Source organism: Pseudoalteromonas sp. H103 (assembly GCF_001469205.1).
GTDB lineage: Bacteria > Pseudomonadota > Gammaproteobacteria > Enterobacterales > Alteromonadaceae > Pseudoalteromonas > Pseudoalteromonas carrageenovora.
The window spans coordinates 51,036-63,340 of record NZ_LOFG01000019.1; the positions used below are offsets into that span (position 1 = coordinate 51,036).

The 12,305-nt window shown below is 38.7% G+C and carries 11 protein-coding genes; 1 reads left to right on the forward strand and 10 read right to left on the reverse strand.

Annotation, left to right across the window (positions count from 1 at the left end; genetic code table 11):
• Window positions 1–5: 5 nt before the first annotated feature.
• From ATS74_RS16950 to ATS74_RS16980, 7 genes are all read right to left on the reverse strand, one after another.
• Complete coding sequence (locus ATS74_RS16950) at window positions 6–770, reverse strand: hypothetical protein (RefSeq protein ID WP_058550045.1); 765 nt, start codon at window positions 768–770, stop codon at window positions 6–8.
• A gap of 67 nt (window positions 771–837) precedes the next feature.
• A complete protein-coding gene (locus ATS74_RS16955; protein ID WP_227006935.1) occupies window positions 838–1,227 on the reverse strand; it encodes a hypothetical protein in 390 nt (129 codons plus the stop codon).
• Between the two features lie 507 nt (window positions 1,228–1,734).
• Window positions 1,735–2,412 carry a tetratricopeptide repeat protein gene (locus ATS74_RS16960; RefSeq protein WP_058550047.1) on the reverse strand — a complete coding sequence of 226 codons (678 nt, stop codon included), beginning with the start codon at window positions 2,410–2,412 and terminating at the stop codon, window positions 1,735–1,737.
• The gene (locus ATS74_RS16965) at window positions 2,409–4,328 is read right to left on the reverse strand and encodes a pilus assembly protein N-terminal domain-containing protein (RefSeq protein WP_058550048.1); all 1,920 of its coding nucleotides are present in this window, start codon (window positions 4,326–4,328) and stop codon (window positions 2,409–2,411) included. The genes ATS74_RS16960 and ATS74_RS16965 overlap by 4 nt, the downstream gene beginning before the upstream one ends.
• Window positions 4,329–4,542: 214 nt before the next feature.
• Window positions 4,543–5,115 carry a tRNA-(ms[2]io[6]A)-hydroxylase gene (locus tag ATS74_RS16970; RefSeq protein WP_058550049.1) on the reverse strand — a complete coding sequence of 191 codons (573 nt, stop codon included), beginning with the start codon at window positions 5,113–5,115 and terminating at the stop codon, window positions 4,543–4,545.
• Between the two features lie 75 nt (window positions 5,116–5,190).
• The gene (locus tag ATS74_RS16975) at window positions 5,191–5,820 is read right to left on the reverse strand and encodes a sulfotransferase (protein ID WP_058550050.1); all 630 of its coding nucleotides are present in this window, start codon (window positions 5,818–5,820) and stop codon (window positions 5,191–5,193) included.
• On the reverse strand, window positions 5,821–6,195 hold the full coding sequence (locus ATS74_RS16980) for an MAPEG family protein (RefSeq protein ID WP_058550051.1): 375 nt from the start codon (window positions 6,193–6,195) through the stop codon (window positions 5,821–5,823).
• A gap of 160 nt (window positions 6,196–6,355) precedes the next feature.
• Between ATS74_RS16980 and ATS74_RS16985 the strand changes: the two genes are divergently transcribed.
• On the forward strand, window positions 6,356–7,708 hold the full coding sequence (locus ATS74_RS16985; RefSeq protein ID WP_058550052.1) for a DUF2254 domain-containing protein: 1,353 nt from the start codon (window positions 6,356–6,358) through the stop codon (window positions 7,706–7,708).
• 27 nt (window positions 7,709–7,735) lie between these two features.
• On the opposite strand, the gene ATS74_RS16990 is transcribed toward ATS74_RS16985, so the two are convergent.
• The 3 genes from ATS74_RS16990 to ggt form a co-directional block, all read right to left on the reverse strand.
• The gene (locus ATS74_RS16990) at window positions 7,736–8,464 is read right to left on the reverse strand and encodes an SIMPL domain-containing protein (RefSeq protein ID WP_058550053.1); all 729 of its coding nucleotides are present in this window, start codon (window positions 8,462–8,464) and stop codon (window positions 7,736–7,738) included.
• Window positions 8,465–8,617: 153 nt separating this feature from the next.
• Entirely contained in the window at window positions 8,618–10,312 is a 1,695-nt protein-coding gene (locus ATS74_RS16995; protein WP_058550054.1) for an NAD-dependent malic enzyme, read from the reverse strand.
• 141 nt (window positions 10,313–10,453) lie between these two features.
• Entirely contained in the window at window positions 10,454–12,229 is a 1,776-nt protein-coding gene (gene ggt, locus ATS74_RS17000; protein WP_058550055.1) for a gamma-glutamyltransferase, read from the reverse strand.
• Window positions 12,230–12,305: the final 76 nt, after the last annotated feature.

Here is a 12,305-nt window from a genome sequence, read left to right on the forward strand (position 1 = left end):
AGGACTCACTTAGCTACATATACAGCTTCGTTTTTTACGCCTTTTACCACTTCAATAGTTCGACTGGTTTGTAAGCGAGAAAAGTTTTGCAAACGACCTTGCTCAATGTCGTAAGCACTGTGAACAATAATTGATACTTTGTCGGCATTGTCTATTCCTGCTAGCGAATAAACATCTTTCGGCAATACAGCCAATACCAACGATACACCTGCAGAATTTGTTGTCTCTTTTGCTAAATTATCCATTACACCACTATTAGCCGCTTGTGTTTTTGGCCCTTTTGAAACACCAATAAGTTGTACATCGCGGGCAACTGTTCTTACTAAGCGATTAGTTTTAGCAACAATATCTAAACGATCGCCTTTATGAACTCGTGACAGAGGAATATCCAACGTTGTTAATTTTAATGTGTACAACACACGTCCAGCAGGAATAGCCTCAGATAAGTTTTGGCTTTTAGCTCTTACAAAATCAGTATCAAAAAGTGGTTGTTCAATCATTTTGTTTGTTGCTAACTTTTTACCAATTAGCGCACGAGGGTTTTGAATACTCAAAGCCATGTTGGCATAGTTACTTGGATCTATATCTTTTTGAGCAACATCGTGAACAGTGATAGTTTGCCCTGCAGACATATTTTTATTTACAACCCAAGCTGTAACATTGTTTTCATCGTTTACTTGCCTAATACCTAGTGCAGATGCAAGCATGCCAGAGGTAATGAGTAATGTGAGAGCGGCTGTAGTGGCGCCTTTGTTACTTTTACTTTTCATAATGTTACCTCTTAAAAAATCATCACTGCCACACGGTTGTGGCAGTGAGCCACTTATTACTATTCACTTAGTTACCTTGCGAACCACCTGCTGCTGTACGTGTTGCAGCATCACCACTTGGCGTCGCACTAATAAGTGCTGCATTTTCACTAAAGTCTGATGCAACAAAAGTAAATGAGCTTTCATCACCGGCATATACATCAACCGAATCAACAAAACCAGAACCTGAGATTTCAGCAGTACCTTCGGCGTTAATCATGCCGTCAAATACATAACTTTGATCAAGCGAGCCGATTGCTTCAGCTACATCTTCAAGTTCGCTTGTTACCGAATCTCGTAGTGTAGACAAACCAATTACCAGTGCAGCTACCATAGAAGTTGATAGAATGATCAGCTCTGAAGTCAGTACAAAACCTTTTTGTTTTTTGCTGTTTAAGTTATTAATAGTTCTCATCATGGTCACCTTTAAATTAGAAGAGCTCATGCTCAATATTAATATTGCGAGGACCGTGCCACTAAGCTAAACCCATATAAATCAAACTCTTAAGATTGAATTTAATCATATCCCTATCTGAATAGCTCTTTTGCGTTGCAAAATGCGAATCATATAGTTAGTAGCAAAAAGTGACTTTAAAAGCTCTTTTATTTATTAGAGTTAGCTGGTCATTAAGCTACTTAACTTAGGCGTGGTATTTATGTTCTGTACAATGAATTTGAATGTATTAAAGCGCTAGGGCGTGTTGATCTTTGGTGGGTGAATTTGCAGCAGTATGTTTGGTTTTTAGGCAAGGCGGAGCCTATTTAGTGTGGTTATTCCCCATGAATAGGCGATAACGCAGCATAAATACCAAACATGTGCTGCCCTTTGGGTTCTTTCTAGGGACGATTAACACGCCCTAAATGAAATTTAAAACGAAGGGGCAATAACGATAGGGAGATAGAGTATAAAAAAGGCCTTTCGGCCTTAAGATAAACAGTTACCTAAAATAGAGAGTTTAGTGTATTTTGCTTTTGCCTTTTTGTGATTAGGGTTTGCTTTAAGTGCTTGCTGGTAATAATTACAAGCATGAATATTGTTAGCGTTGGCCTCTTCTATTAACCCTTTATGATAATAATAAGTAGTGTTATCTAAGCCAAACTTAGCCGAGAGCTGTAAATAGTTAGATGCAATGGTATAACTACCCTGAGCATAATGAATCGATGCCATTTGTAAATACGGTGAAGCCTCGGTGCCAAATACATCCACACCATATTGTGCAATGCTTTTAGCTTTAGCTAAATTACCCTGATCAATCGCAAGTGTTACACCCAGTGTAATAACATTTAACGGTGGATTAGCTTTATTTAGCAATGTGTTTATAACCTGCTGTGCTTGAGTGCTACGGCCACTTTTATAAAATGTATACGCTGCAACTGAAAGTATGGCTGTATTGTCTGGATGAGCTAGCATTAGCTGATTTATATCGTGAACAAACGCTAAACAGTCACTTGCATTTACACCTTTACACGTTAAAGCTTGTGCATTTAAATTATATTTTTTTACTAAATCACTTAAAGCATTATAAGGGTTTACTGTAGGCTTATAATCAATGTGAGCACAACCTGAGAGTGCTAAAACTAAAGTTATATATATGTATTTCATAGTCCTTGCTCCTTAATGTAGCTAAGTAACTGAGTGTCTATATCAGCTTGTTGCCATAATCGTAATGTATTAACCGGATCTCTTACTAAGTTAGGGGTAACAACAATAATTAACTCTCTGTTGTTTTCGCTTTTGCTGGTTGTTTCGCTTAGCTTTCCTAGCATGCTGTTACCGTTACCATCAGGTACAAAATCGTGGCTTGAATTACTATCAGTACTAATTAAGCCCCCTATAATTAAAGGTTGGCCATCTTGTAATCGAGTTGAAGTTTGCATACTGCGGGTATTAAACGCACTGCTGTTTAAACTGCTGCCTGTGCTGTCGGCAATTTCTGCGGTAAGTGTTGTATCTGGTAATGATATAACTGGGTTTAGATCTAGAGTAATGCGGTCTTTGTCATCTACTAGTGCGCGCACATTTAACTCAACACCAAACGATTTAAATTCAGTGCCACTAAATACAGAGCCGCTACTACCTTGTTGCCCACTTGCTATACCCGATGGGCTGTAACTGGTTGGTACAGGCACTTCTCCGCCCACTTTAAATACAGCACTCTCACCAGCTAAAACCGTAATAGTAGGACGTGAAAGCGTACGCGATATACCTTCTTGCTCTAATAATGAGAACAACATATCAATGGCAAATTGTGAGGTAGAAAGCTGTAAGTTATTAGTTAATTGACCACCAATTAATTGCAGGGCATTTTCTATTGTTGCAGAACCTGACTCTCTGCTTGCCATGCCATCACGGCCAAATAAGCCTTCTTGCTTTTCGTATCCATTAGATAGAACACTTATATCAGGTCGCCATTGTTTTAAACGACGTTGATTAACTTCATATAACTGCACAGATACACGAACTTGCGGTAAATCCTCAACTTCAATACTTGAAAGTACTTTACCTCCAGCTACGCTAAGAAGCGTTGCTCTAGCAATGTTAGAGCTTACGTTACTTAGCGTAACACCTGAGGCTGCATCATTTAAAAGCCCGCCAGACTCATTAGCTAATACTTCAATGCTTGCGCTTTCATTTAGGCCTGCACCATTCATTAAGTTATTAGGATCAAGCGGTGAGCCTTGAGTTTGCATTGCTTGCTCAGGTTCAAACAGCTTATTAATTGTATTAAGTAATCGCACTAGCTCTATTTGGTTTTTAACCGAGCCCGAAAGTAAAAAAACATCACTTTCGTCATTTGAAAGTTCACCTACCGATATGCGCTTAACAGTAACTTTATCAGCCCCCATTGATTTAATAACGTCGCTAATACGCTCCTCTTTAGGTTTTGGGGCTTGCGAAACTTTAATTAAATTTATGATAGCGACTTTGCTAGAGCTTTGTGATGCACCGCCATTTAAATTGCTCATTCCTTGCAGTCGCTGTGCTAAAGAATTAAACATGCCTTGGTTAGGGTTTGAGGTAATAACAGGTTGCGATGCTTGAGAGCTACTAGCGTATAAGTAATTTTTAGCTGCTTCATAAGCCGCATGGCGATAATTAATTGTGGGTACTTCTCCACGAAGTACTACGGCGTGCCTATCTGGGGCTATGGTTAATTTTACTGCGGGGTGAATGTCGTTAAGGGCGTTTTCAAGTACGCTGTAATCTTCAGTTACGCCAAGTAAAAACGTTTCTGAGCTTTTATCGTCATACCACACCATCATAGATGTACGGCCAAGTTTTTTGGCTAAAATTAAAAGCTCGCGGCCATCTACTACGTTCACATCAAGGGTTGTTTCATGCCCTAATGCAATGCGCGCAATATCACGTTTAAATACAAATCGTGTATGAGTCCACTTAACTAAATGAGAAACTTTTTTTACGCGTTCACCATTAGCATTTTCTATGTAAGCTAAATGGCTTTCATTACCATGCGCTGTAAATGGTATCAGTAGCAATATAATAATAAATTTAAACATAAGCCTTTCCCTCAATTTGCCTAACTAACTAATTAGCAAGTATGAGTCCAAGGAAATAATTTATATTTTTAAACAGGTTAGATAAAAACTAAGGATGGGTTTTGATTTTGATTCGCAAATTGCAAATCAACAATAATAGGTAAATAAATAGCGGTTATAATAAAACAAAAAGCGCAGTAAAATACTGCGCTCATTTAATTAACTACAGTGTTAGTTAATGAAGTGCTGCTGTAAACGGTATACTTGCACAAATTTTAGCTTCAGCGACTAATAACTCTTCTAGCCTTACATCAACTTCTTCTTTATCAAAGTATTCGTAAGCAAGCTCAACAAATAAGTTTTTGTGTTTTTCTTCTGACTTAGCAATAGCAACATAAAAGTCTTTTTCTTTACCCTCAGGTAGTGCTTGAGCTACAAGCGAAAAACGTTCATGCCCGCGGGCTTCAATAACACCGCCTACTAAAAGTCGGTCCATTAAAAAGCCATCGCGTCCGTGTCTAAACAAAGCACGAATTTGTTTGATGTACGGATCTTTTTTATCGTCGCCTAAGTTAGTATCGCGTTCAATAAGTAACTTAAGTACTTGTTTAAAATGTATTAACTCTTCAAGCGCTAAGTCGGTCATCGCTTTTACAAGTTTGCGTTTGTCTGGATAATGCGAAAGCATAGACATAGCCATACCCGATGCTTTTTTTTCAGCAGCAGCATGGTCTTGCAAAAAAGTATTAAAGTCGGCTAAAACAACTTCGGTCCATTCAAATGGGGTTTGGTATTTTAATTCAAACATTTTCTGTACTACTTAAAAAATAATGCGGGGATTTTAGCGTATTTTGTATTAAAAATCTTGGTGCAGTTGGTAAAATTAAATCTGATAAGGCAAATGTTTATCTATACGTCCTTTCGCCGTCGACTCTACTTTTAAGACGTGCTTTATATCATTCCAAGCAGTTACTTTTCCGCCCATATTCATTTTTTCAAAATCTGTTTTATCGCTTGTTAATTCTAAAAAATCACACATTGCTTTGTAGCTTGCAGGTTTAGCTATATCAATGGATAAAAAATCTTGTGGGCGGTTTTTAAAGTAGCGTTGTGCTGATTCAAAATGGCTGTTGTAGCAATTTTCTAAATAACTATCATCATCAATATTTTCAAGCGACAATTCATTAAAGGTATTTAAATAACAGCGCTTTATATGAATATTAAAACCACCATCGGCGCGCGTTAAATTAGTATGCATACGCGTTAAAAGCTGTTTAATAGAAGGCAACCACGCACTTAGCTCGCGCTCTAGGTAAATAAATTTAGAACCTGGGTAGTGCTTATCAAGTACCTGGTAGTCGTTAAATATGGGGGTGTCGGCAATCGCCGTAGCATTTTTAAAACAAGCTTGTGTGTAGGCAGTATGCGCCGTTGCAATACTGAGTTCTAAAAACGCATGGCACACACTTGTCGTGCCAGTACGCGGAAGGCCAATTATAAATAGTTTATTCATTTAACTATTACGTGTAACAAGCAGTAAAAATGCGCTAATAACCATTACTAAAAATGTGACTACAGCACCTATTTGACGATACTTTAATCTTGCCTCTACTATACCTAAATTATGAAACACGCGCCCAATTAGTAACGCGGCTCCCAATATGTTGCAGTAATGGCTAGCAAGGCCTTGATATTCTGCTAAAAAAAGCAAAATGATAGTAAAGGGTACATATTCCATAAAATTTGCATGGGCACGCACGGCACGTTGTAATTTAAGATTACCGTTATCACCAAGTGATATTTGCTCTTTTCTACGCACTTTAATTACATTAAAGCTCAAATAAACGTAGTAAAACGCAAGTAAAGCAGCATAAGTTGAAATGATCACAGTGTATTCCTGTTATTTATTATTTGAATTTTGCTCAAGCTGTTAGGCTCGCAATTTTAAGCGCTGATAATACCATATAATTTGATAAGCATTATCAGAAGTTTAGTTAGCAAATATGCTAATGTAGAGAAATAAATTTTTAAGCCCGCATAAGGATTATATGTTTGTACCACGCAAAGTAGCCGATAGTTATCGTGAAATGATAAACAGTATTGGTTTTTATCCCTCGTTATTTTCTATTGGTTTTTTACTGTTTGCCATTATTACTATGTCGCTTGAGTACGTAGAACCTGTAGAGCAATTGAAGTCATTTATATCAGTGGTTTTAGTTGATAGCGCTGAAAATGCGCGCACCATTTTAAGTACTCTTGCGGGCAGTATTATATCGCTTACCGTATTTAGTTTTTCTATGGTGATGGTGGTTTTAAACTCCGCTAGTGCAAGTTTATCGCCACGTGTTGTGCCTGGACTTATTACCCGTAAATCTCACCAAATGGTGCTTGGCTTTTATTTAGGTAGCATAATTTACTCAATTATTATGCTTATCAATATCAATAAGCTTGAAGGTGGCGATACAGCAATACCCTCTTTAGGGGTTTTATTTGCGCTGGTATTTGGTTTGATATCGCTGGGGTTGTTTGTATTTTTTATCCACTCTATTTCTAAAGCAATACAGGTTGATAACGTATTAAATGGCCTGTTTAGACAAACTAAAACAGAGATAAAAAGCATACAAGCTAGGCAAGCAGAGTGTCCTATTAATGACTTTCCAGATTTTACGCAGTGGCATTCAATTAAAAGTACCACTGAGGGTTATTACAAAGGCGTTCACACCGACAAACTTTGTGCGCTTTTAGAGCAAGAAAACATCCGTATTTATATCTCTGTAAATCAAGGTTACTTTACAGTTAAAGGGTATCCGTTTTTAAAATGCGATAAAGACATATCAGCCGATGAAGAGCTAATAGCTAAAATTTTAGACTGCTTTATTTTTTATATAGAAGAGTATATTAGCGATCATTATCGTTATGGCTTAACGCAAATTTCTGAAATAGCGGTTAAAGCAATGAGCCCAGGGATAAACGATCCTGGTACTGCGGTTAAATCTATTGATATGCTAAGTATTTTACTTATTAAGCGCCTCGAAATAAGCGACACAAATTACTCGTTTAAGCACACCGACAATGATCCGCTGTTATTTATACACGAAACAAGTTTTGATGAGCTATTACACGATAATTTTACACCACTGCGTAATTACGCTAAAAGCGATGCTTATGTAATGACTAACGTGCTTGAAGCGTTTAAAAACATTTTGTTTGTGGCTCATAACGATGAAGGTGCGCGCAATAGTTTGTTTAACTATTTAAACGCCATAGTAGATGACATTAATGAGCAAGTGACGAATGATTACGACAGGCGTGAAATTAAAAATATGCTTAATTCAATTGCCCGAATAAGTGAGCAACAAGGTGAGGAATTAGTGGCGCGTTTTGAGCGCCACCAATATTAATCACAGTTTTAGTGACTGTTCAGATAGTTATTCTATAAAGTAAACTGCATAGCTTGAAGCAGTCACTTTTATTTCACCAGCATGGTAGGCATCAGGCACAAAGTTACCTGGTGTACTATCTGCTTTCATCATTGTTTGCTCGGCGCGCATATATGGTTGAGATGGCACATTCATTGGGCTAAGCGAAGCCGTATAAAGCCCTTTAAGCTCCACGCCATAATCTTCACTAAACTCTTTTGCTGCAGCGCGGGCATCTTTAATAGCAAGCTTTTGCGCTTTTTTATGAAGCTCGTTGTAATTACTTGCTAAAAATTGTGTTTGATTAATTTCGTTAATTCCGTTGTTTACTAAGCTTTGTAATAGCTCTGGGTATTTTTTTATATCACTTAGTTTTAAAGTAAGTGTGCGCGATACTCTAAAGCCTTTAAAATCTTGTGTACCCGATGTGCGGTTATATTGGCTTTCACGATTTATTGAGATATGGCCAGCATTAATATCCCCTTCTTTTACTCCAACCTCTTTAACTAGCTTAATTGCTTTAGCCATTGCAGTATCTGTTTTGTTTTTAGCTGCAAGTAGGTCTTTATCAATTTCAGTAATACCAACACTTAGTTGAACATAGTCAGGCATTGTCGTTAAGGTAGCTTCACCTTTGACATAAATATGAGGTGCGTCTGGTGTTGAGGCCGCAAGCGTATTAAAGCTAAAAGCTGTTAAAGCTAATGCACTGCCCAAAAATAGTGTGAGTGATTTCATAGCGTTATCCATTGTATTTAATTAACTCTATTAAAGAGCCTACGTGGTTAACAATAAATGAACAAGCACAAAAAAACAGGCAATTGCCTGTTTTTTGTTATTGGCTGTAACTTAACGTACAGCCTTATTTACTTTAAATTACGAGTACCGTAATTAAACACTACAGCGTTTGTAATTACGGTATTTAGGTAACCAGTAATTTCTATCAATAGCAGCCCATAGCGCATCGTCAGATAACTCAAGTGCTACGCCCTCTTCTATCGCTTTTTTAGCAACAGCAAATGCAATACGTTTGCTTAGCGTTTCAATTTCTGTAAGTGCTGGTAGTAAGCTACCTTTACCTGTATTTGCACGAGGAGATGACTCCGCTAACATTTCACTAGATACACTTAGCATTGCATCAGTAATGCGCGTCGCTTTTACCGCTATTACACCTAAACCAATGCCAGGGAAAATATAACTATTGTTACACTGTGGAATTGGGAATTTTTCGCCATTGTATTCAACAGGATCAAATGGGCTACCCGTTGCTACAAGTGCTTTACCGTCTGTCCACTCAATTACATCGGCTGGGTGCGCTTCTACCTGCTTAGATGGATTACTTAGTGGGAAAATAATCGGCTGTTCACAACTAGCATGCATTGCACGAATTACTTGCTCAGTAAATAAACCAGGTTGGCCAGATACACCAATTAAAATATCAGGTGCTGCACAGTGCATAACATCTAATAGTGATGCGTATTCACCGCTGTAAGTCCATTCACTTAAGCTTGCTGTAGGCTGAGCTAGAGCTTGTTGAAAATCGCGTAGACCTTCCATACCCTCAGATACAAGACCAAAGCGGTCAACCATAAATACTTGGCTACGTGCTTGTGCTTCGCTAATGCCTTCAAATACCATTTGGCTAATAATTTGCTCAGCAATACCACAACCTGCAGAGCCCGCGCCAACAAAAACAACTTTTTGCTGACTAAGCGTAGACCCTTTAACACGACACGCTGCTAATAAAGAACCAACAGTTACTGCTGCAGTACCTTGAATATCATCGTTAAAGCTACAAATTTCATCACGGTAGCGCTTAAGTAACGGCATTGCATTTGGTTGTGCAAAATCTTCAAACTGAAGTAATACACTTGGCCAACGGCGTTTAACCGCTTTAATAAATAAATCTAAAAACTCATCGTACTCGTCTTGAGCAATACGCTTATGGCGTGCGCCCATGTACATTGGGTCGTTAAGTAGTTTTTCGTTATTGGTACCTACATCTAGCATTACAGGTAACGTGTAAGCTGGGCTAATACCGCCACACGCTGTATAAAGCGATAGTTTACCAATAGGAATACCCATGCCACCAATACCCTGATCGCCTAAGCCTAAAATACGCTCACCATCAGTTACCACTATTACTTTTACTTTACCTTTCGTCGCATTACGTAAAATGTCGTCAATTTGAAAGCGGTCTTCGTACGAAATAAACAAACCACGCGCACTACGATAAATATCTGAGAATTTTTCACATGCATCGCCAACGGTTGGCGTGTAAATAATAGGCATCATTTCTTCAAGATGATCGCGTACTAATCGGTAGTACAGTGTTTCGTTGTTATCTTGAATGGCACGTAAATAAATATGCTTATTTAAGTTTTCGGTAAAGCTAGAATACTGCTGATAACAACGCTCTACTTGCTCTTCAATAGTTTCAAAGCGTGGAGGAAGTAAACCAGCAAGATTGAAATTTTCGCGTTCTTTTTTACTAAAGGCACTGCCTTTGTTTAATAGCGGCGTTTCAATTAGGCCAGGGCCAGAGTGATGAATATATAAGTAATTAGGATCAGTATTAGTTGTCATATTTCCAGGCTTTAACGGAGTCTTAAGTTATGATCTGTCATTATCATTGTTAAAGGTTTAATTGCAATGACAATTCAGCTTGTCAGACCATTGAGAGAAACACATGCAGGCCTCACCGCCTGCATGTGTATTATACATAAATTAAAATTTGATAGTGGCGTTTTTGTCTGTTAAATCAGATAACGCAACACCTTCTCGGCGTGGGTCGGCACCGCCAAATAACGTATTATTTTTAACTTCAACCGCATGCAAACCTGAGTTTAAATCAAGTACGCGTACATTATGACCACGTTTTGTAAGTGCAGGTGCAATGGCTTCAAGTGCTGTGCCTTTTTCAAGGCTGGTGTAATCGTTACGATTAGTGGTGCGCGGCAAGTTTATAGCCTCTTGCGCGGTTAAATCCCAATCAATAACACCTACTACCACTTGAGCAACGTAATCAATAATACGGCTACCACCAGGTGAGCCTACAACCAAACGTAAGCTGCCGTCTTTATTAAATACCATTACCGGCGACATAGAGCTGCGCGGGCGTTTACCCGCTTCTACACGGTTTGCTACCAGCTTGCCATTCTTACGTGGAGAAAGTGAAAAGTCGGTAAGTTGGTTATTTAAAATAAAACCATTGACCATAACGGTAGAGCCAAATGCCATTTCAATTGAACTGGTCATTGAAACAGCATTACCTTGTGCATCAACTATAGATACATGCGAAGTAGACGGAAGCTCATACGAGTCATCCATTGCGTAACTTAAATAACTAACCGGATTACCTGCTACTGCTTTTGTATCTTGCTCGGTTATTAGTTTGGCACGTGATGCTATGTAATCTTTGTTTAAAAGCTCTTTGGTAGGCACTTGAGTAAAATCAGGGTCGCCCATGTACATATCACGATCGGCAAAAGCAATACGTGATGCCTGGCTAAAGTAATGAATCGCTTTTTCGCCGTTTGGTTTAAGCGCGCTCATGTCTTTGTGCTCTAAAAGCCCAAGCATTTGTAGCACAGCTACACCACCGCTACTTGGTGGTGCCATCGAACATACGTTATATGCGCGGTATTGAATACACACGGCATCGCGTTCTTTACTTTTATATTCAGCTAGGTCTTGTACGCTAAGCTTACCAGGTGCAATTTTAGAGTGCTGAACAGCATTTACCATTTGCTTGGCGTTATCGCCTTTATAAAATGCGTCAATCCCTTGTTTGGCAATGTCTTTGTATAAATTAGCAAGTGGCTGATTTTTTTTAATAGTGCCTGCTTCAATCAATTTACCATTTGGGTAAAAGTATTCGTTTATAACTGGCATGCTAAGTACACCCGGGTTTAGCTGACGCGCTAATAAGCCATGTAAACGGGGTGATACTTCATAGCCTTGTTCTGCAAGCTCTATGGCGGGTTTAAAAAGCTCCTGCCAAGGTAATGTGCCATATTGCTTATGCGCATTAGCAAATGCATGCAAAATACCCGGCACACCAACAGAGCGACCACCTACAACGGCTTCAATCCATTTTACCGCTTTTCCGTGCTTATCTAAAAACAGTGTTTCATCTGCATTTGCGGGTGCAGTTTCACGGCCATCAAAGCTGGTCAGTTTATTGTTTGCTTTGTTGTAGTACATCATAAATGTACCGCCACCAATCCCCGACGACTGTGGTTCAACAAGTGTAAGTACAAGTTGAGTAGCAATAGCGGCATCGACTGCGCTACCACCTTTGGCTAAAATTTGTTGACCCGCTTTAGACGCATATGGATTTGCTGCCGCAACCATATACTTTTCACCAGTTACTAATTGCTTTTGCACAATTGAAGTGGTGGCTTCTGGTTCGCGTGTTTCGACTTGAGTTGGTTTGGCAATAGTTGGCAGTGTTACTGCACACAAGCCAATGGCAAATAATGAGTTAAGTTTAAAATGCATAAAAATACTAAAAACACTTAATTACGTAGTTGTATTTGGCATCTTAAAGTTAAACGGGCACAATATGCAAAAATTT

Bases quoted from the DNA above. Each gene is read 5' to 3' on its own strand.
- ATS74_RS16975 (WP_058550050.1), bottom strand. From the start codon at position 5,820: ATGAATAAACTATTTATAATTGGCCTTCCGCGTACTGGCACGACAAGT.
- ATS74_RS16970 (WP_058550049.1), bottom strand. From the start codon at position 5,115: ATGTTTGAATTAAAATACCAAACCCCATTTGAATGGACCGAAGTTGTT.
- ATS74_RS16960 (WP_058550047.1), bottom strand. From the start codon at position 2,412: ATGAAATACATATATATAACTTTAGTTTTAGCACTCTCAGGTTGTGCT.
- ATS74_RS16995 (WP_058550054.1), bottom strand. From the start codon at position 10,312: ATGACAACTAATACTGATCCTAATTACTTATATATTCATCACTCTGGC.
- ATS74_RS16990 (WP_058550053.1), bottom strand. From the start codon at position 8,464: ATGAAATCACTCACACTATTTTTGGGCAGTGCATTAGCTTTAACAGCT.
- ATS74_RS16950 (WP_058550045.1), bottom strand. From the start codon at position 770: ATGAAAAGTAAAAGTAACAAAGGCGCCACTACAGCCGCTCTCACATTA.
- ATS74_RS16985 (WP_058550052.1), top strand. From the start codon at position 6,356: ATGTTTGTACCACGCAAAGTAGCCGATAGTTATCGTGAAATGATAAAC.
- ATS74_RS16965 (WP_058550048.1), bottom strand. From the start codon at position 4,328: ATGTTTAAATTTATTATTATATTGCTACTGATACCATTTACAGCGCAT.
- ATS74_RS16955 (WP_227006935.1), bottom strand. From the start codon at position 1,227: ATGATGAGAACTATTAATAACTTAAACAGCAAAAAACAAAAAGGTTTT.
- ggt (WP_058550055.1), bottom strand. From the start codon at position 12,229: ATGCATTTTAAACTTAACTCATTATTTGCCATTGGCTTGTGTGCAGTA.